The sequence below is a fragment of the Streptomyces novaecaesareae genome (assembly GCF_000716875.1).
GTDB classification, from domain to species: domain Bacteria; phylum Actinomycetota; class Actinomycetes; order Streptomycetales; family Streptomycetaceae; genus Kitasatospora; species Kitasatospora novaecaesareae.
Window position 1 is genome coordinate 36,832 of sequence record NZ_JNWQ01000043.1, and the last position, 19,668, is coordinate 56,499.

General features: G+C 76.0%; 12 protein-coding genes. 5 read left to right on the plus strand and 7 right to left on the minus strand.

The window, feature by feature from the left end:
- Positions 1 to 78: 78 nt before the first annotated feature.
- The 3 genes from tsaD to OP86_RS18325 all read right to left on the minus strand — a co-directional run bounded on the left by tsaD (position 79) and on the right by OP86_RS18325 (position 3,564).
- Positions 79 to 1,146 (minus strand): tRNA (adenosine(37)-N6)-threonylcarbamoyltransferase complex transferase subunit TsaD, encoded by a 1,068-nt coding sequence (gene tsaD / locus OP86_RS18315; RefSeq protein WP_030060421.1) that lies wholly within the window; start codon positions 1,144 to 1,146, stop codon positions 79 to 81.
- Positions 1,147 to 1,262: 116 nt separating this feature from the next.
- Positions 1,263 to 1,607 carry a glycohydrolase toxin TNT-related protein gene (locus OP86_RS36665; protein WP_157849773.1) on the minus strand — a complete coding sequence of 115 codons (345 nt, stop codon included), beginning with the start codon at positions 1,605 to 1,607 and terminating at the stop codon, positions 1,263 to 1,265.
- 292 nt (positions 1,608 to 1,899) lie between these two features.
- Positions 1,900 to 3,564: an FAD-binding dehydrogenase gene (locus tag OP86_RS18325; protein ID WP_030060423.1), complete on the minus strand. Its 1,665-nt coding sequence runs from the start codon at positions 3,562 to 3,564 to the stop codon at positions 1,900 to 1,902.
- Positions 3,565 to 3,680: 116 nt separating this feature from the next.
- Between OP86_RS18325 and OP86_RS18330 the strand changes: the two genes are divergently transcribed.
- Complete coding sequence (locus OP86_RS18330; RefSeq protein WP_157849774.1) at positions 3,681 to 4,943, plus strand: RsbRD N-terminal domain-containing protein; 1,263 nt, start codon at positions 3,681 to 3,683, stop codon at positions 4,941 to 4,943.
- A gap of 231 nt (positions 4,944 to 5,174) precedes the next feature.
- On the opposite strand, the gene OP86_RS18335 is transcribed toward OP86_RS18330, so the two are convergent.
- From OP86_RS18335 to OP86_RS18345, 3 genes are all read right to left on the minus strand, one after another.
- On the minus strand, positions 5,175 to 6,299 hold the full coding sequence (locus OP86_RS18335) for an MFS transporter (protein WP_425337760.1): 1,125 nt from the start codon (positions 6,297 to 6,299) through the stop codon (positions 5,175 to 5,177).
- A 267-nt stretch (positions 6,300 to 6,566) separates the two neighbouring features.
- Positions 6,567 to 8,627, minus strand: a complete 2,061-nt coding sequence (locus OP86_RS18340; RefSeq protein ID WP_033332353.1) for a phosphocholine-specific phospholipase C — start codon at positions 8,625 to 8,627, stop codon at positions 6,567 to 6,569.
- Positions 8,628 to 8,829: 202 nt separating this feature from the next.
- On the minus strand, positions 8,830 to 9,384 hold the full coding sequence (locus tag OP86_RS18345; RefSeq protein WP_157849775.1) for a hypothetical protein: 555 nt from the start codon (positions 9,382 to 9,384) through the stop codon (positions 8,830 to 8,832).
- Positions 9,385 to 9,561: 177 nt separating this feature from the next.
- Here OP86_RS18345 and OP86_RS18350 point away from each other — a divergent pair, with 177 nt between their 5' ends.
- The 3 genes from OP86_RS18350 (at position 9,562) to OP86_RS18360 (ending at position 13,533) form a co-directional block, all read left to right on the plus strand.
- A complete protein-coding gene (locus OP86_RS18350) occupies positions 9,562 to 11,961 on the plus strand; it encodes an ATP-binding protein (RefSeq protein WP_157849776.1) in 2,400 nt (799 codons plus the stop codon).
- 292 nt (positions 11,962 to 12,253) lie between these two features.
- The gene (locus tag OP86_RS18355) at positions 12,254 to 12,604 is read left to right on the plus strand and encodes a hypothetical protein (RefSeq protein ID WP_030060430.1); all 351 of its coding nucleotides are present in this window, start codon (positions 12,254 to 12,256) and stop codon (positions 12,602 to 12,604) included.
- Positions 12,605 to 12,873: 269 nt separating this feature from the next.
- Positions 12,874 to 13,533 (plus strand): sigma-70 family RNA polymerase sigma factor, encoded by a 660-nt coding sequence (locus OP86_RS18360; protein WP_078653609.1) that lies wholly within the window; start codon positions 12,874 to 12,876, stop codon positions 13,531 to 13,533.
- Here the strand turns inward: OP86_RS18360 and OP86_RS36670 are convergent.
- Positions 13,519 to 16,377, minus strand: a complete 2,859-nt coding sequence (locus OP86_RS36670) for an AfsR/SARP family transcriptional regulator (RefSeq protein WP_167344214.1) — start codon at positions 16,375 to 16,377, stop codon at positions 13,519 to 13,521. The two genes, OP86_RS18360 and OP86_RS36670, sit on opposite strands and share 15 nt — an antisense overlap.
- Before the next feature lie 444 nt (positions 16,378 to 16,821).
- On the opposite strand from OP86_RS36670, the gene OP86_RS36675 reads away from it, so the two are divergent.
- The gene (locus tag OP86_RS36675; RefSeq protein ID WP_033332356.1) at positions 16,822 to 19,608 is read left to right on the plus strand and encodes an AfsR/SARP family transcriptional regulator; all 2,787 of its coding nucleotides are present in this window, start codon (positions 16,822 to 16,824) and stop codon (positions 19,606 to 19,608) included.
- Positions 19,609 to 19,668 lie beyond the last annotated feature (60 nt).

The window sequence follows — 19,668 nt, forward strand, 5'->3', positions numbered from 1 at the left end:
GGATAACCGAAATGTCATGACGGAAGTGCCATGCCCTCCCCGGCACCGGCGCCGGCACCGGCACCGGCGCCGACGCAGTCACGCCACGCGGGCGGCGGCGAGCGGGGAGAGCGCCGCGTACTCCAGCGGCGCGGACGGGTCGATCGTCAGATCCATCGGCGCGGGTGCCACGCCCGAGCGGAGCAGCAGGTCGCCGATGGCCGCGACCATCGCGCCGTTGTCGGTGCACAGGTGCAGCGGCGGCACCCGCAGGGTGAGGCCGGCGGCGGCGCAGCGCTGCTCGGTCAGGGCGCGGATGCGCGAGTTGGCGGCGACGCCGCCGACCACGACGAGGGTGTCGATCCCGTGGTCGGTGCAGGCCCGGACGGCCTTGCGGGTGAGGGTGTCGGCGATCGCCTCCTGGAGCGCGGCCGCCGCGTCGGGCACGTGCGGCTCGCCGCCGGCGGCCCGCTGCGCCTCGACCCAGCGGGCGGCGGCGGTCTTGAGGCCGGAGAAGGAGAAGGCGTACGCCGGGTCGTTCGGCCCGCTCAGCGGGCGGGGCAGGCGCACCGCGTGCGGGTCGCCCCCGCGCGCGGCGCGGTCGATGGCGGGCCCGCCGGGGTAGGGCAGGCCGAGGATCCGGGCGACCTTGTCGAAGCACTCGCCGGCCGCGTCGTCCAGGGTGTCGCCGAGGTGGACGATCGGGTCGCGGGCGAGGTCCCGGACGAGCAGCAGGGAGGTGTGACCGCCGGAGACGATCAGCACGATGCACGGGTCGGGCAGCGGCCCGCCGTCCAGCGTCGCGGCGGCGACGTGCCCGGCGAGGTGGTGCACCCCGTACAGCGGGACGCCGAGCGAGAAGGCGTACCCCTTGGCGGCGGCCACGCCCACGTGCAGCGCGCCGGACAGGCCCGGGCCGGTCGTCACCGCGACCGCGTCGATGTCGCCCAGGGTCAGCCCGGCCCGGTCCAGGGCCTCGCCGACCACCGGTGCCATCGCGTGGACGTGGGCCCGGGCGGCGATCTCCGGCACCACCCCGCCGTAGCGGGCGTGCTCGGCCATCGAGGAGGCCACCGCCTGCCCGAGCAGCACGCCGTCCCGGACCAGGCCCGCGCCCGTCTCGTCGCAGGAGGACTCGATCCCCAGCACCACCCGCGACCCCGGCATCACACGCTCCTTCTTGCTTATATCAAGTAACTGCAACCATTCTGCAATGAGCCTCGCCCGGGCCTGCGGGCAGGGTGGGATCCCTGGCCCGCCGTCCCCTTCCGTCCGACCGTGGCTCAGGAGCCGTTGCCGGCGTGGGCGCAGCGCTCGGGATCGGCGACCTCCAGGTACTTGTGCGCGAGGAGGCCGGCGACGTTGTAGCGCTCGGAGGCCCCGAAGTCGGACGGCTTGAACGTGGGATCGAGCCATTGCTGCTTGCCGAAGCCCGGCTGGGCGAAGGCGGCGGCGATCCCGCCCTCCTGGACGCGGAAGCTGCGGTCCACCACGTAGCAGTGGTAGTTGTTCCCGGCGCCGTTGAGGGAGTCCGGCCGCAGTAGTAGACGGTCGGATCGTCCGGGGGCAGCAGGGATGCGCCGGCGGCGTCCGAGGCCGGGTACGGCGGACGCGCACGGCACGGTCATTGCACACGCGTACTGATCGGTAGACGAACAGCCCGCGGAGTGGCCGCGCGGACAGCATTCGGACGGAGCAGCCGGAGGGAACGGCCGTACGGTCCGGCCGTACCGGCCCGGGGGGCGCGTCCGGGAGAACACCGGAGTCGTCGCCGGCCTCACCGACCGCGCCAAGAGCCTGGGCGCCGCGGCCTTCTCCCCGGACGGCGAGGGCATGCGCGACCACCTGATGCGCAGCTACCTCGCCGCCCTGGAGAAGAGCCTCGCCTGAGCGGCGGGGAGGCTCAGGGGCGGCCGGGGGTCAGAGGCGGCCCAGGGCGCGGCCCGCCGCGCGGCCGGAGAAGATGCAGCCGCCGAGGAAGGTGCCCTCCAGGGCGTTGTAGCCGTGGACTCCGCCGCCGCCGAAGCCCGCCACCTCCCCGGCCGCGTAGAGGCCGGGGACCGGGGCGCCGTCGGGGCCGAGGACCCGGGAGTCCAGGTCGGTCTGCAGGCCGCCGAGGGTCTTGCGGGACAGGATGTTGAGGCGGACCCCGATGAGCGGGCCGTGGGCCGGGTCGAGGATCCGGTGGGGCCTGGCGACCCGGGCGATCCGGTCGGTCAGCGACCTGCGGGCGTTGTGGATCGCCATCACCTGCACGTCCTTGCTGAACCTGTTCTCCAGCTCGCGGTCGCGGGCGACGATCTGGCGCTCGATGTCGGCGGCGTCGAGCTTCGGGCCGCGGGCGATCGCGTTCATGCCCGCGACCAGCTCGGGGAGGGTGCGGGCGACGACGAAGTCCTCGCCGTACTGCTTGAACCGCTCCACCGGCGCGGGGGCGCCCTTGGCGAGCCGGCTCTTCAGCACGAACCGGAGGTCACGGCCGGTCAGGTCGGGGTTCTGCTCGGAGCCGGAGAGCGCGAACTCCTTCTCGATGATCGACTGGGTCAGGATGAACCACGAGTAGTCGTGGCCGGTGGCCAGGATCTGCTTCATCGCGCCGATCGAGTCCGCGCCCGGCACGCCGGAGGCGCCGGTCAGCCGGCGCCCGTCGGCGTCGAACCACAGCGAGGACGGCCCCGGCAGGATCCGGATGGCGTGGTCCGGCCAGACCGGATCCCAGTTGTGGACGCCCTCGGTGTAGGCCCACATCCGGTCGCGGTTGACGACGCGGCCGCCGGCCTCCTCGGTGATGGCGAGCATGCGGCCGTCGACGTGCGCCGGGACACCGGAGATCAGGTGCCGCGGCGCCGGGCCGATCCGCTCGGTCGGCCAGTTGGCGCGCATCAGCGCGTGGTTGTGCCCGATGCCCCCGGAGGTCACCACGACCGCCGCCGCCCGCTCCTCGAACGGCCCGACCACCTCGCGCGAGGACGGCAGCCCGCGTCCGGAGTCGTCGGGCGCCAGCACCGACCCCCGGACGCCGACCACGGCACCCCGCTCGGTCAGCAACCCGTCCACCCGGTGCCGGAAGGCGAACCGCACCAGTCCGCTGCGCTCCGCCCGCAGCACCGGGCGGGCGAAGGCCTCCACCACCCCGGGCCCGGTGCCCCAGGTGATGTGGAAGCGCGGCACCGAGTTGCCGTGGCCGGTGGCCGAGCCGTCACCGCGCTCGGCCCACCCGACCAGCGGCACCACCCGGTGGCCGAGCTCGCGCAGGTAGCGGCGCTTGCCGCCGGCCGCCCACGCCAGGTACGCCTCGGCCCAGCGGCGGCCCCAGACGTCCTCGTCGTCGAGCCGGTCGAAGGCCGCCGAACCGAACCAGTCCTGCCGGGCCAGCTCCAGGGAGTCCTTGATCCCGGCCCGGCGCTGCTCGGGACTGTCGACGAAGAAGAGGCCGCCGAGGGACCAGAACGCCTGCCCGCCCAGGTTCCGCCGGTTCTCCTGGTCGACGACCAGCACCCGCTTGCCGGCCGTCGCCAGCTCGTGGGTCGCCACCAGACCGGCGAGGCCGGCACCGACCACGATGACATCGGGCTGGAACGTCATTCGGCTCTCCCGCAGGGCCATCGCCGTCGCGCGGTCGCGACGGCTCCGCCGTCCCATGGTCACGTGCCGGGCGGGGAGCCGGGGACTAGCCTTGTGAGGTGGTGACAAAGAAGACTGTGCGCACTGTACAAGGCTCGGTGCCCGCCGCGCCGGGCTCCGCCGCCGACCGGCGGAGCGCCGTGACCCGGATCCTCAAGGACGAGACGGCCGTGGTCGACGCGTTCATGGCCGCCGTCGCCCGGGAGATCCCGGCCTACGCCAACCTCGACGCCCGCCAGCTGGAGGAGGTCCGCTCGATCATCGTGTGGACGCTCCGCAGGGTGCTCGAACTCTGGGCCGTGGACGGGGTGTTGGAGGCCGAGGACCTCCGGATGTTCCGCGGTGTCGGCGCGGTCCGCGCCCGCGACGCCCGCCCCCTCGCGGCGGTCCTGCGCGCCTACCGCGTCGCCGCGCTCGCGTTCTTCGAACGGATCGGCGACGGGTTCGCCGACGGCCTCTCCGCCGGTGACATCGCCGCGCTCGCCCGGGTGTGGCTGACGGTGCTCGACCAGTCGTCCGAGGCGATCTTCGACGGCTACGAGTCGACCGGACGCATCCTCAGCGAGGACCGTGAGCGCTCGCTCCGCGGGCTCCTCGCCGACCTGCTGCTCGGCCGGCAGAGCCACGCCGGCACCCTCCGTGCCCGGCTGCGCGAACTCGACGCCCAACTGCCGCCGTCCTTCGACCTGTTGGTGGTGGACCCGGCCGGCTCCACAGCCGGGACGAGCGCGCCGACCGGGACGAGTGCGACGGCCGAGGACGCGGAGCGGGCGGCGTCGGTCGTGGTCGCGGCCCTGGACGCGCGGGCCGCGGGCGAGGCCGCGGACCTCGAACTCACCTCGATCCACACCACGATGGACGGCGTCGGAGTCGCCCTGGTCAAGGCCGTCGACGCGCAGGCGCTGGACCGCCTGATGACCGGGCACGGACTCACCGGCGCCCTGCTCACCGGGGCCACCGCCGCCACCGCACCGCGCGACTACCGCCTCGCCGTCCACGGCGTGCGCCACGCCTCGTCCCTCGTCCGCGCCGAGCGCCGGGTGCTCGACCGGGGCGACCTGGAGGTCGTGGCCCTGGTCACCGGACACCCGGACGCCGATCCCGCGCGGGTGGCCGCGACGGTACTGGGCCACCTCACGGGGGAGGCGGACACCCTGCGCACGCTCGACGCCGTCCTGTACTCCGACGGCGCCACCGCTGCCGCCGCCCGCCTCCACGTCCACCCGCAGACCGTCCGCTACCGGATGCGGCGCCTGGCGGCGGCGACCGGCCGCGACCCGCGGACCCCGTGGAACCGGTTCGTCTTCCGTACCGCGCTCCTCGCCGCCGCCAGGCCGTAGGCGGAGGTGCCCGCCGCGGGCCGGCTCAGCTGCTCCCCAGCACCAGCCACTGGGCGGGCAGTTCGATCCGGTGGCCGTCGGGGGTGGACTCCGTGGTGGACAGCGGCATGTCGCCGGTGGCGAGGACGGTGAGCCCGGCGGCGCGGAAGAGCGCGGGGAAGGCCGCGTCGGCGACCTCGGCGGGGGCGAGGCCGTGGGCGAAGACCGGGACCAGCTTCGGGGGCGGCCGGGTCAGGTGCGGGTGCCCGCCTGGCGCAGCAGGTACGCGCCGGAGGCGGCGGCGAGCAGGGCCATGCAGGCGGCGAAGACCAGGCCGGCGTGGGCCAGGCCGACCGGCCCGGTGAGCAGGCCCACCCCGATGACCGGGATCGAGATGCCGAAGTAGGCGACCACGAAGAGCGCCGAGAGGGCGCCGCCGCGGTGTTCGGCGGGGCTGGCGGCGGCGATCTCGCCCACGGCGCCGCGCAGGCCCATGCCCTGGCCCGCGCCGCCCACCAGGGCGCTGAGCACCAGGGGCGCGAGGGCGGTCCAGGCGAGCGAGGCGGCCAGCAGGGCCAGCCCGGCGATGAGCACCAGGCAGCCCAGCGGGATCGCCCGGGCGGTGCCGAGCCGGGGCACCAGGAGCTGGCCGAGGGTGGAGGCGAAGAACGCGGTGAAGACGACGAGGCCGACGACCGCGCGGTTGTGCACGCCCAGCTCGCCGGTGAGGAAGGCGGGGCTGACGGAGGTGAACAGGCCCAGGAGGGAGAAGCCCGCGAACGCGGCGACCGCGGCCGGGACGAACACCCGGCGGACCTCCGGCGGCAGGGTCGGCCGGTTGGGCCGGGCGGTGCGCAGCGGGCGGGCCCCGGCGACGGTCTCCGGCAGGAGCAGGAGGAGCGCGAAGGAGGCTGCGACCAGGGCGAGGTGGACGACGAAGGGCAGGACGAGCGGGTCGGGGGCATACTCGGCGAGCAGGCCGGACAGCAGCGGCCCGCAGCCGAGGCCGCCCATGTTGGCGGCGGTCGCGACGAAGCCCGCGTGGGCCCGGTGCTCGGGCGGGGCGAGTTCCAGCACGTACGCGGTGCCGGTGCCGGTGAACAGGCCTGCCGCGAAGCCGGACAGCAGCCGGCCCAGGAGGAGCAGCGGCACGTCGTCCGCGGCCAGGAAGACGACGGCGCTGCAGGCCGCGAAGCCCAGGCCGCAGAGCAGGACGGGCCGGCGTCCGACGGTGTCGGAGACGTCGCCGCCGAGCAGCAGGACCCCGATGACGCCGAGGGCGTAGACGGCGAAGACGACGGTGACCGTCAGCTCGGAGAAGCCGATCTTCTCCTGGTACAGCCCGTAGAGGGGGGTGGGCAGGGTGGTGCCCGTCATGCAGACGGCGAAGGCGACGGCGGCCAGGAGGTAGCCCGTCCGGGCGATGGAGGGTCGGGCGGTGGACGCCCCGGTGGTGGAGGGCCGAGCGGTGGAGGGCCGAGTGGTCCGACGGTCGGTCATCCGCCCACGATAGGCGGGCCGCCGGTGGCGGGCCCGGGGTCGGCCGGAACGGACTGGGCCGAACGGCCGCCGTACGGGCGGGGCGGCTGACGGGTGGGGTGGAGCCCGGTCCGCTCGGGGCCGGGCTCCACTCCGGTCGGCCGGTCAGTAGGTGATCAGGCCCGGGTCGGACAGGCCGGGGGCGCCGGTCTCGACGTGGCCGGCCAGGCGGCGGACGAAGTCGGTGCTCGCGGCGGAGGTGACGGTCACGTCGTACCAGTTGCGGCAGGAGCTCAGGTCGACGGTGTAGGCGACCGTCGCGCCCCGGCGGACGGTGACGGTCCGCGGGGTGCCGGCGTAGGCGTTGGCTACGGTCAGGACGGCGTCCGCGGTGCCCGCGTTGGTGAGGGTCAGGTCGAGGTTGCCGGTGGCCGCGTTGTGGCGGGCGGTGACCTCGGGCCCGGCGGTCCTTCCGGGGTTGCGGAAGCGGCGCAGGAAGCCGTTGGGGCCGTGCACGGTCAGGTCGGTGACGCCCTTGGAGTAGGTGGTGTTCCAGGCGTCCGCGATCGACTTGCCGGCCTCCGCCGTGTACGTCCACGGGCCGTCGGTGCGGTTCGCGGAGGTGACCAGGAACTGGGCGCCGGCCGCCGCGCCGCCGCTGAAGGTGAGGCGGTACTTGCCCGTGCCGGTGTCGGCGGCGCCGTCCACGGACGGGGCGTACTTCAGCGGGCGGGTGGGCTTGGTGCCGGTCTCCTGCTTCGGCATGGTGCCGGTGGCGGGCGGGGTGGGCACGTAGTCCGGGTGGCGGTTGCGGTCCGGCGGGAGGTAGCCGGCCGTGGAGGGCAGCGCGGCCGGTGTCGGGTCGGCGGCGGTGAAGTCGAAGGCGGAGGTCAGGTCGCCGCAGATGGCCCGGCGCCAGGGCGAGATGTTGGGCTCCAGCACGCCGAAGCGGCGCTCCATGAAGCGGATGATCGAGGTGTGGTCGAAGGTCTCGGAGCAGGTGTAGCCGCCGGTGCTCCAGGGCGAGACCACCAGCATCGGCACGCGCTGGCCGAGGCCGTACGGTCCGGCGGCGTTGCTGATGTTCCCGGCGAAGTAGTCCGCCGTGGTGGACACGGTCGACAGGCCCTGGGAGGCGGAGGAGGGCGGGAACGGCGGGACGACGTGGTCGAAGAAGCCGTCGTTCTCGTCGTAGGTGATGAACAGCGCCGTGCGGGCCCACACGTCGGGGTTGGAGGTCAGCGCGTCCAGGACCTGGGAGACGTACCAGGCGCCGTAGTTGGCGGGCCAGTTGGGGTGCTCGGTGAAGGCCTCGGGAGCGGCGATCCAGGAGATCTGCGGCAGGGTGCCGGCCTGCACGTCGCTGCGCAGGACGTCGAACAGGCCGTCGTCGGCCTTGGCGTTCGTGCCGGTGCGGGCCTTGTCGTAGAGCGGGTCGCCGGGCTTGGCGTTGCGGTAGTTGTTGAAGTAGAGCAGCGAGTTGTCGCCGTAGTTGCCGCGGTAGGCGTCGCCGATCCAGCCCCAGGAGCCGGCCGCGTCGAGGCCGTCGCCGATGTCCTGGTAGATCTTCCAGGATATGCCGGCCTGCTCCAGTCGCTCGGGGTAGGTCGTCCAGCCGTACCCGGCCTCCTGGTTGCCGAGGACGGGGCCGCCGCCGGTGCCGTCGTTGCCGGTGAAGCCGGTCCACATGTAGTAGCGGTTCGGGTCGGTGGAGCCGATGAACGAGCAGTGGTACGCGTCGCAGATGGTGAACGCGTCCGCGAGCGCGTAGTGGAAGGGGATGTCCTGGCGGGTCAGGTACGCCATGGTGGTGGCGGTCTTGGCGGGCACCCACTGGTCGTACTTGCCGTTGTTGAAGGCCTTGTGGCCGCCGGCCCAGTCGTGGTTGAGGTCCTGGACGAACTGCATGCCCAGGTCGTTCACCTGGGGGCGGAACGGCAGCACCTCCTTCTTGCTGCTGTCCGTCTGGTGCCACACCGACTGGCCGCTCGGCAGGGTCACCGGGCGGGGGTCGCCGAAGCCGCGGACCCCCTTCATGGCCCCGAAGTAGTGGTCGAAGGAACGATTCTCCTGCATCAGCACGACGATGTGCTCGACGTCCTGGAGAGTGCCGGTGGTGCCCTGCGGGGCGATCGCGGCGGCCCGCGCGATGCTCTGCGAGAGCGCTGCGAACGCGGTGGTGGCGCCCGCGAGTTGGAGGAAACGACGACGGTTCAGCTCTGCCATGGGTGGAATGACCTCTGGTGTCGCGAGGGAGGAGGACGGCACCCCAAGGACATCGGCTGCGGGGTACCGCCCGGCGGACCACTCATGACTGCCCGTTGTACGTCCGGCGAACGCCTTGAGTTGTCTGAACACGTTCCGTCGACTCCTGCGCGCCGGACCGGCGGGGCGCGCCCGGAGGGGCACCGCCCGCCGGCCCGCCGCGTCAGTTGGACACGCGGACGCAAGCACCGGTGTAGTAGCTGCCACCGGCACTGCTGAACCCGCACCACCAGCCGGGGTCGGCGTAGCCCGGCTTGTAGTCCACGGCGTACCACCAGCCGCCGGGTGCGAAGAAGGTCGACCGCGCCACGATCCCCCCGGCCGGGTTCTTGATCTGGATGTCGGCCGAGGCGTCCGCACCGTAGTAGGTGCTGTTCTCCATGTAGTTGACCTGCGTGCCGGCGCCGTTGACGGTGAAGCAGACCTTCGGGTCGATGCCGTTGCAGGTGCTGGCGGTGTTCGGCCGGAAGACGCCGGGCGCCGCTGAGGGCCCGGCGGCGGGCTGCGGCCGGTCGGCCAGCCGGTAGACGCTCAGCACCCCGTCGGCGGTCCTGACCTCCTTGATCAGCACCGCGCCCGGGTGGGACGGTGCGCTGCCCGGTTCGGCGGCCGAAGCGCCGACCGTACCGGCGGTGGCGAGCGCCGCGAGGGCGGTGCCGACCACCAGCGCGCGGACCACGCCCCTGGCCGGGCGCGAAGGGATCCTGGATACGTTCACGTGTTCCTCCTGGGGTTGGTCCGTCGGAGGCCCATCCTCGCGGTGGTGCGGGCCGGCCGACCACGACGTTGGCCTGACGTTGACCTGACACTTGGGCCCGCGGGGGCTACGCTCGTCCGCGGTCCGCACCGGAGGGGTCGGGGCGGCGGCACGGTTCGCCGGGATCCGGGGGGATGTGTGGGAGCTGTCGTCTTCGCCACGCTGCTGCGTGAGCGACGCCTGTCGGCGGGGTGGAGCCAGGACGAACTCGCGGCGCGCTCGGGGGTGTCGGCCCGGTCGATCAGCGCCCTGGAGGCGGGCGGGCGCCGGCCGCGGCCGTCCTCGGTGGTCCGGCTCGCCGAGGCCCTGGGCGTCGACCAGGACACCCGCGGCCGGTGGCTGAAGGCCGCCCGGGAGGCGGGCGCGCAGCAGCCGGGAGGGCCCGGCGGGTCGGACACCCCGGGAGTCGGCCGGCCACCCGGCGGCGGTGCGGCGGGCCCAGGGCCCGCCCGGCCCGGGCCCGCCCTGCCGAGGCAGACCGGGTCGGCCGGGTCGCCGGTGCCGCAGCAGTTACCGATGGCCATCCGGCACTTCACCGGCCGCAGCCGAGAGCTCCGGGCGCTCGACGAGCTCCTGCCCGACCGGGCCCCCGGCTGCGGTGCGGTCGTGATCTCGGCGATCGCCGGCACCGCGGGGGTCGGCAAGACCACGCTCGCCGTGCACTTCGCCCACCGGGTGGCCGACCAGTTCCCCGACGGGCAGCTCTTCGCCAACCTGCGCGGCTTCGACCCGGCCAGGGCACCGGTCGACGCCGCCGACGTGGCCCGCGGCTTCCTGGACGCGCTCGGCGTCCCCGCCCCCCGCATCCCCGCCGACCAGGACGGTCGACTCGCCCTCCTGCGCAGCCGACTGGCCGGCACCCGGACGCTGATCGTCCTCGACAACGTCCGCGAGGCGGAGCAGGTCCGCCCGCTGCTGCCCGGCTCGGACACCTGCCTGGTGGTGGTCACCAGCCGGAACCGGCTCCCCGGCCTGGTCGCCCTGGACGGCGCCGTGCCGCTCCCGCTCGACGTGCTCTCCCCGGAGGAGGCCCGCGAGCTGCTCGCCCGCCGCCTGGGGGCCGCAGCCGTCGCGGAGCAGCCGGACGAGGCCGACGAACTGATCGCGCTGTGCGCCCGGCTGCCCCTGGCCCTGAACATCGCCGCCGCCCGGGCGGCCGACCACCCCGGCACCCCGCTCGGCGTCTGGGCGCGCGAACTGCGCGACTCCCGCGCGTGCCTGGACCTGCTGTCGACCGGAGACGGCCACGCCGACGTCCGGGTGGTGCTCTCCTGGTCCTACCGCGCCCTGGCCCCGCAGGCCGCCCGCCTGTTCCGGCTGCTCGGCCTGCACCCGGGACCGCACATCGGCCCGGCCGCGGCCGCGAGCCTCGCGGGCCTGCCGCCGTCCGAGGCCCGCCGGCTGCTGGACGACCTGCACCGTGCCCACCTGATCGCGGAGCAGGGCCGGGACCAGTACACCCTGCACGACCTGCTGCGCGCCTACGCCGCCGAGCGGGCGGACGCCGACGAACCCCCGCAGGAACGGGCCCGGGCGACCCTGCGGATGCTCGACCACTACCTCCACACCGCCCATCACGCCGGCTGCCTCGCCTACGCCGACGACGCCTCCTGGCAGCCGCTCGACCTCGCGGAGCCGGCCGCCGGGGTGACGCCCGAGGACCTCGCCGACCGGGAGCAGGCGCTCGCCTGGTACCGGGGCGAGCAGCCGGTGCTCGAACGGGTCGTCGACCAGGCCCACCGGGCGGGGCTCGACGTACACGCCTGGCAGCTCGTCGGCGCGCAGGTCTCCTACCTGCTCAAGTCGGGGCTGTGGCAGCAGTGGCAGCGGGGGAGCGAGACCGCGCTGGCCGCCGCCGAGCGCGCCGCGGACCTCGCCGGGCAGGCCCGGGCGCACCGCTGGCTCGGCCAGGTGCACCGCTCCCTCGGCCGCCAGCCCCAGGCCCGGCACGACCTGCAACTCGCCCTCGACCTGTTCGACGTCCTCGGTGACCGGCCCCGCCAGGGCAGGACCCGGCTCGACCTCGCCCTCGCGTACGGCGAGGAGCAGGCCAACGTCGAAGCGGTGGCCGAGTCCCGCCGGGCACTGGAGCTGTTCCGGGCGATCGACGACCCCTCCGGGCAGGCCCTCGCGCACAACAGCATCGGCTGGTACCTGACGCAGCAGGGCGAGCCACGGGCGGGCCTCTCGCACTGCCGGCGCGCGCTGGAGCTCGCCCGCGACGCGGGAAACCTCCCCGCCCAGTCGTCCACCTGGGACAGCATCGGCTTCATCCACCACCAACTCGGCGAGTACCGCGAGGCCCTGCCCGCCTACCAGGAGTCGCTGCGGCTGCGCCAGGCCGTCGGCGACTACTTCCTCCAGGCGGACATCCACACCCACATCGGGGACACCCACCTCGCCCTCGGCGAGACCGAGGCCGCCCGGGCCGCCTGGAACCGGAGCCTCGCCATCCTCGAACACCTGCAGCACCGCGACGCCGACGGCGTCCGCGCCCGGCTGGACACCCACACCCCCGACGACCGCACCGGCGGCTGACCCCCACATCCGGTTCCGACCCGTACACCCGCGAGCACCGGTGGGGAGCCCGTTCCGGTTCGCCTGAACCACTTGCGGCCGGAAGGCCGTTGAGCGGGGCAGGGTGCACTGAGCGCCCCGCAGAGTGCCGGGAGGCCGTGCCGCAGGGCCGCCCGGCCGGACGTGCGCACTAAATCCCCCGCTCGGTCGGCTCCCGCTCGGTACCGTCGTCCGGTGGCACTCGGCGCCCGCCGGGTGCCACCGAACGAGAACGAGCGCGAGTCCCGTGAGCGGGACGGGGGAGGGGCACGGGATGGAAGCGGACGAGCCGGAGGTGCGGGAGCTCGTTGCGGCCCTGGTGCGGGCGGAGGCACCGGAGGTCGCGGGGCCGCCCGGGCTGGAGGTGCCGGAGGCGGCCGCGGAGGAGGTGATCGCGGTCGCCCGGCGGCTGGCGCTGCGGGCCGTACCGGAGGGGCGGTGGCGGCCGGGCTCGGCGCCGGGGCTGCTGGGGCTGGCGGCGGCGCTCGTGGTGGACGAGCACCCGTCGGCGCCCGGGTGGTCGGCGGCCGAGCGGGAGCGGCTGGCGACCTGGGTCGCGGCGCTGATCGAGCACCGGGGCGAGGACGGGGTGCAGGAACTGCTCCTGGCGCTCAACGAGGCCTGAGCGTTCGGGGGCGGCCGGGCGCACGGCCACGGCCACGGCCACGGCCCGGCCCGGCGCACGGCGCACGGTGCCGCCCGGCTCGCCAACGCTCGCGCTCACGGGAAAGTTCGCACCCGATCCCGTGCAACGGTTCAGGCGTTGGCGGATCGTTGGTGAGGACTTGGCGGGCTCCGGCAGTGTGCTGCCGTAGCCACTGCCGGGGAGTTCCGGCGGTGCCCAGCCGGTGCCCTTCCCCGTGCCGTGCCCCTGCCCGATCCGAGAGGTAGCGCGTGTCGAAGCCGTCCGTCGCCCAGCCCACGTCCGTCGCCCAGCCCTCCGGGGGCCCGTCGACCGCGGCCGGGGGTGCCGCCGCCCCGGCCCGCCCGACCCTCGACCCCGAGACGCTCGCCGAGATCCACCGGCTGCACGGCGGCTACCTGCTGCGCGCGCTGCTGCGGGCCACCGGCGGGGACCGCGGCAAGGCCGAGGACATCCTTCAGGAGACCCTGCTGCGCGCCTGGCAGCACCCTGAGGCGCTGAGCGCCGGGCCAGAGGCGAGCCGGCCCTGGCTGTTCACGGTCGCCCGGCGGATCGCGATCGACCACTACCGGATGGCCGCCGCCCGCGCCAAGGAGGTGATCGGCGAGCCGATGGAGGATCGGCCGCTCGCCGAGGACCCGTACGAGCAGGTGGTGGTCGCCCGGGACATCGCGCTGGCGCTGCGGCGGGTGCAGAAGCACCACCGCGAGGTGCTGGTCGAACTCCACCTGAAGGACCGGTCGGTGCTGGAGGCCTCGGCCCGGCTTGGGGTGCCGCCGGGGACGGTCAAGTCCCGCAACTTCTACGCGATCCGGGCACTGCGCCCGGTCCTGGCGGCGGAACACGGCTACGCCCCGCCGGAGCGCGGCTGCGCGGCCGCGGAGAAGGGCGCCGCCTCAGCCGCCCGGTGAGCGGTCGGCCGCGCGCAGGTCGAGCGACTCCTCCAGGCTGGCGGTGAACTCGCTCTGGCAGCCCGCCCGCCGGTCGTGCGCGCGGAAGCGGTCGAGCGCCGTGCGCAGCCGCTCCCGCACCTCCAACTCCCGGCCGCGGGCGAGCAGGTGGGCGGCGTAGGACTGTTCGGCGAGCGCGTGCAGGTAGAGCAGGCCCGCCTCCTCGCAGGCGGCGAGCAGCCGGTGCCAGACGAGGTCGGCGGCGTCGTCGCGGACGGTCGGCGGGAGGGCCTGCGCCTCGGTCAGCATCGACCAGAGATGGACCTGGGTGACCGGGGTGGGCGGCAGCAGCTCGCGGGCCTCGCGGGAACGCCGCTGGGCGCCCTCCCGGTCGCCCGCCGCCAGGTTGACCCAGCCCTGGTGGACCTTGGCGTCGACCAGTCGGCGGCGGTTGCCCGACTCCAGGGCCAGGTCGGTGGCGGCGGCCGCCAGCCGTCGGGCCTCGGCGGAGTCGCCGAGCATCGCGGTGACCAGGGCCAGGGTGGCCAGCGCCCGGATGCGCGCGGAGGCCGCCGCGGGCCCGTCCGCGGACTCGGCGGCGGCCACCGCCCGGCGCGCCGCCTCCGCCGACTCCTGCCGGCGTTCGAGCCCGACCAGGGCCTGCGCCCGGCAGTTGAGCAGCAGCGCCACCGCGACCGGGTCGCCGCAGCGCTCGGCCGCCTGCTGGCCCGCACGGGCACGAGCCAGCCAGTCGGTGAAGCGGCTGGCGCCGTAGTAGAGCGAGCCGGTGGTCAGGGCGAGCTGCCAGGCGCGCCGGGGGTCGGTGGCCACGGCGGCGTCGGTCAGGGCGCGGATCGCGAGCTCCTCGGTCTGGAACCAGTCGAGCGCGGTGCGGATGTCGACGGCGGCCGGGACGGCCTGCGGCCGGTGGACCGGGGCCTGGGTGTCCTCCTGGCCGGGGTCGAGGAAGAAGCCGCAGTGCTGCAGCGCCGCGAGGTAGTAGTCCGCCAGCCGTTCCCGCAGCAGGCGCCGGTACGGCGAGGGCTTCGCGGCGAGCAGGCCGGCGCCGAACAGGCGGACCAGGTCGGTGCGGCGGTAACGGCCGGGGGCGGCGCCGGTGACCAGGTGGTGGGCGGCGAGTTCGCCGAGCGCCCGGTGGGCGGTGGCGGTGTCGGTGTCCAGCAGGGCGGCGCTCGCCAGGGTGTCCACCTCGCCGCCGGGGTGGGCGGCCAGGGCGGTCAGCAGCTCGGCCGCCCGGTCGGACAGTTGACGGTACGTCAGATCGAGCTGTGCACCGACGCCGAGGGTTCCGTCGGCGTCCAGGACCGCCAACCGGGAGCGTTCGTCGGCGAGTTCGTCGGCCAGCTCGGCGACCGTCCACTCGGGCTGGGCGGCCAGCCGGGCGGCGGCGATCCGCAGCGCGAGCGGCAGGTGGTCGCAGAACCGGGCGAGCCGGGCGGCGGCGTCCGGCTCGGCGCGCACCCGCTCGGGCGTCAGGGCGCGTTCCAGGAGGAGCAGCGCCTCCTCCGCGGGCAGCGGGGCCAGACGCAGCAGCGTGGCCCCGTCGAGGGCGACCAGCTCTTCCAGCGAGCCCCGGCTGGTGACGACCGCGGCACAGCCGGGCCCCTCGGGCAGCAGGTCGGCGACCTGGTCGGCGTCGGCGGCGTCGTCCAGCACCACCAACAGCCTGCGGCCGTACGTCCGTTCGCGGTACAGGGCGGCGCGTGCGGCGCGGTCGGCGGGCAGCTCGCCGGCCGGGACGCCGAGGGCCCGGAGGAAGTCGGCGAGGACGGCGGAGGGCTGCGCCGGGCCGGTCGGGGCGAGGCCGTGCAGACCGGCGAACAGCACGCCGTCCGGGAAGCGGTCGGCGGCCCGGTGCGCCCAGGCGGTGACCAGCGTGCTCTTGCCGACCCCGGCCGGGCCGACCACCAGCACCGGGCCGTCGCCGCCGCGGTCGGGGCCGCAGTCGTGGTCGAGCCGGTGGAGCTCGGCTGCCCGGCCGACGAAGTCCACCGGTCGGCGGGGGAGTTGGCGCGGGGCCCGGGAGGTGTCCGAGGTGCGGGGGGTGCGGGGAAGGGCGCGGCGGCCGGGCGCGGGGGCCGGGGGTGCGGTGGGCGGCTGCTCGGGGTGGTCGTCGGCGAGCACCTCGGCGAGCGCGGCCTGCAGGGCGGCGCCGGGCCGGATCCCCAACTCGCGGTCCAGCCGCTGCCGGGCCCGGTGGTAGGCGGCCAGCGCGTCGGCCGGCCGTCCGGCCTGGTGCAGGCAGCGCATCAGCAGGGCCACCAGCTCCTCGCGCAGGCCCTCCGCCCGCACGTTCTGCTCCAGGACCGGCACCGCCGCCGCGCCGGTGCCCTGCCGCAGCCGCAGCCCGGCCCAGCAGAGCAGGGCGGCGGTGCCGGCCTGCTTCAGCTGGTCCACCGCGGCGGCGCGCGACGGGGTGTCGGGCAGGTCGGCCAGGGCCTCGCCGCGCCACAGCCGCAGCGCCTCCTCCAGCAGCGCGATGGCCGCGGTGTCGTCACCGCGGTCGGCGTGCTCGGCGGCCCGCGCGGCCAGCGCCTCGAACCGCAGCGCGTCCACCTCGTCGGCCGGCCCGGCCAGCAGGTAGCCCGACGCCCGGGTGTGCAGCTCGAACGGGGTGTCGGCGAGCAGCTTGCGCAGCGCGGCGACATGCCCCTGCACGGCCGCCCGCGCACTGGCCGGCGGACACTCGCCCCACAGCGCCTCGCAGAACTGGTCGACGGTGACCACGCGCCCCAGTCGCAGCGCCAACAGCGCCAGGATCGCCCGCCGTTGCGCCCCGGCCAGGGTGGCGAAGCCGTTCTCCTCGACCCGCAACTCCACCGGGCCGAGCAGCCGAATCCGCACCAGTACCCCCACCACGCCGCACAACCGGACCCGAGGGTCTGCCCTCGGGGTGGAGCAGTGTAGTGCGCGAACCCGTCCGGTCCGTGACCCGTCGCCGCTCCTGCTCTCGGTGGACGCGGTCGGGGCGGGTGTCGGTTGCGGCGGGGGCGGGCGGCGGCTCGGGTGGGCTCCGGCCGGTCCCGGCGACGTCCGGCGGCTTCCGGCGGCTCGGGCCGGTCGCGGCGGGTTCCCGGCGGGCGCGGGGGCTCGTGGGTGAACGGTGCTTCGTGCCGCACCCGTCGAACAGGTAGCGGCCCCGGTGGAGTGCCGGGGCAGGCGCCCCGGCGCCCGCCTCGCGCCGCGACCGTACGGCGGGGGAGGCCTCGCCGGCGCGGCGTGAAGGCGCAGGTCGGGCCTATCCTCGAACGGTTCGGGGAGCCCGCGGGTGGGGGAGGAGAGGGGCGCGTGCACATCGATCTGCTCGGCCCGGTGGTCGTGCGGCGCGAGGACGGCGTGGCGGTGACGCCCTCGGCCCCGAAGCGGCGGGCGCTGCTGAGCGCGCTCGCGGTGCGGCTGAACCAGACGGTGGCCACCGAGGAGCTGATCGAGCTGGTCTGGGACGGCGCTGCCCCGCCCACCGCGCGGTCCGCGCTGCAGGGACACGTCGCGGTCCTGCGCCAGCTGCTGGACGGGCCGGGCCTGGCGCTGGACACCAGGGGGGCCGGGTACCTGCTGGCCGGCGACCCGGACCGGGTGGACGTGCTGCGCTTCGTCCGGCTCTGCGAGCACGCGGGCGTGCTGCTGCCCGAGCCCGTCGGCCGGGCGGGCGGGGCGCGGGAGGACCCGGCGGTGCCGCTGCTGCGCGCCGCACTGGACCTGTGGCGCGGCCCGGCGCTCGTCGACTGCGGCTCCGGCCTGCTGCGCGAGCGGGTCGTCCCGCCGCTGGCCGACCTGCGGCTGCGCGGCCTGGAACGGCTGGCCGAGGCGCTCCTCCGGGCGGGCCGGGGCGGCGAGTTGGCCGCCGAACTCGCCCAGGCGGCCGATGCCCACCCGTCCCGGCAGGTCCTGGCCGCCCGGCTGGTCCACTGCCTGGAGCAGGGCGGCCGGCGCCCGGAGGCGCGGGAGCGGTACGTGCGGGCTGCGGCCCGGCTCTCCGGCCCGCCCGGCCCCGAACTGCGCAGCGCCGGCGAGCGGTTGAGCGCCCGGCCGGCCGCGTCCGCCGCCGCGTCCGCCGCGTCCGCCACGTCCGCTGCGCCGTCCACGACGGTGGCGGCCCCGGCGGCCGTCGTGCCCGACCGCCGGTTCGTCGGCCGTGCGGCCGAACTCGCCGCGCTGGACGCGGCCTTGCCCGCCGCCCGGAGCGGCCGTCCGGTCCTGGTCACCGGCCCGGCGGGGGCCGGCAAGACCGCCCTGGTCCGGCACTGGGCGGCGCGGCGCGGCGCCGAACAGTTCCCGGACGGCGTCCTCCAGGCCGACCTGCGCGGCTTCGACCCGGACGGGCCGCGCGAACCCGCCGACGTCCTGGGCGAGTTCCTCACCGCCCTCGGCGAGGCCCCGGACGCCCTGCCCGCCGCCACGGCGGAGCGCTCCCGGCGGTACCGCGACCTCGTCTCCGGCCGCCGACTGCTGATCGTGCTGGACGACGCCGCCTCGTACGAACAGCTCCTCCCGCTGCTGCCCGACCCACCGGCGACAGGCCCGCCGGTGACAGGCCCGGCGGTGACGGGCCCCGGGCAGGAGGAGGGCGGCGCGCCCGCCGCCGTCGTCACCAGCCGCCGCCGCCTGCGCCACCTGCTGGTCCGCGAGGGCGGCCTCCCGCTCCCGCTGGGCGTGCTCACCCGCGAGGACGCCGCCGCGCTGCTCGCCCGCACCCTCGGCCCGGACCGCACGGGCGGCGGCCCGGAGGCCGTCGCCGAACTCACCGAACTCTCCGAGCGCTGCGACCGGCTGCCGCTCGCGCTGCGCCTGGCCGCGGCCCGGCTGGCCGCCCGCCCCGACTGGTCCCCCGGCGACCTCGTCCGCGAACTCGCCGACGAGCAGACCGGGTTGGCCGCCCTCTCCGGGGCCGGCAGCAGTACCGCCCGTGGCCCGATCGGCTTCACCGGGGCCCTGGACCGGACGTACCGGACCCTGACGCCCGACGCCGCCCGACTGTTCACCCTGCTCGGCCTGCACCCCGGCGCGGTGATCGACACCGCCACCGCGGCCGCCCTCGCCGACCTCCCGCCCGCCACCACCCGCACCCTGCTGGCCGGGCTTGACGCCGTCCACCTGCTGGAGGAGGCCGCCCCGGGCCGGTACGCCCGGCGAGAGCTGGTGCGCCGCTACGCCGCCCGGAAGGCCGCCGAACTCACCTGCGACGAACGCTTCGTCGCCCTCGACCGGCTGACCGCCCACTACCTGGAGGTGACCGCCGGCTGGACGGCCGAGAGCACGGCGGCCGGCGGCAGCGAGCGCGCCGCGGCCTGGTTCCGCCGGGAGGAGAGCGCACTGCGGGCCGTCGTGGTCTGCGCCGAGCAGTACGGCCGGACCGCCCAGTCCTGGCAACTCGCCCACCGGATCAGCCTGTTGTACGAGACCACCGACCACGACCGGACGCACTGGCGGGCCGTCGTCGAGGCCGGGCTGCGGGCCGCGCACGCGGACGGCGACGACGCGGCCGCCGCCCGGCTCGGCACCGACCTCGCCGTCCTGCACATCGCCCGCGCCGCCCACCGCACCGCCTCCGAGCACCTGGACCGCGCCGTCGGCGCAGCCGACCGGGCCGGCGACCCGGCGCTGCGCCACCACTGCCGCAGCCGGGTGGGCGCCGCGCTGCTGCGGGCCGGTCGGTACGAACGGGCGCTGCCCCTGCTCACCGACCTGGTGGCCGCCGCCCGCACTCCGGCCGCCGCCCACCTGCTGGTCCGCTCGCTCACCGACCTCGCCGACGCCCTGGTCCTCTCCGGCGATCCCGGGCCCGCCCTCGACCACGCGGACGAGGCCGTCCGGACCGCCACCGCCCGCGCGGGCTCCGCCGAGGCCGTCCTCGCCGCCCACAGCCGGGCCCGCGCCCTGCACGCCCTCGGCCGCCGCGACGCCGCGCTCTCCTCGGCGCGGCTCGCCGTCGCCCTGGGCCGTACCGTCGGCGACCCGGCGCTGGAGGCGCGCTCGCACGGCCTGCTCGCGGACCTGCTGGAGGAACTGGGCCGCGGTGTGGAGGGGGCGGAGGCACGGCGGCGGGCGCGGGAGCTGGTGGCGGGCAACCGCTGACGCGCCCGCGGCTCGTCGGACCCGGCGGACCCGGCGGACCCGGCGGACCCGGGGGGGGGG

Excerpts from the sequence above, each read along its gene's own strand:
- OP86_RS18325 (WP_030060423.1), bottom strand. The coding sequence starts at position 3,564 with ATGACGTTCCAGCCCGATGTCATCGTGGTCGGTGCCGGCCTCGCCGGT.
- tsaD (WP_030060421.1), bottom strand. The coding sequence starts at position 1,146 with ATGCCGGGGTCGCGGGTGGTGCTGGGGATCGAGTCCTCCTGCGACGAG.
- OP86_RS18340 (WP_033332353.1), bottom strand. The coding sequence starts at position 8,627 with ATGGCAGAGCTGAACCGTCGTCGTTTCCTCCAACTCGCGGGCGCCACC.
- OP86_RS36665 (WP_157849773.1), bottom strand. The coding sequence starts at position 1,607 with ATGACCGTGCCGTGCGCGTCCGCCGTACCCGGCCTCGGACGCCGCCGG.
- OP86_RS18335 (WP_425337760.1), bottom strand. The coding sequence starts at position 6,299 with ATGACGGGCACCACCCTGCCCACCCCCCTCTACGGGCTGTACCAGGAG.
- OP86_RS18355 (WP_030060430.1), top strand. The coding sequence starts at position 12,254 with ATGGAAGCGGACGAGCCGGAGGTGCGGGAGCTCGTTGCGGCCCTGGTG.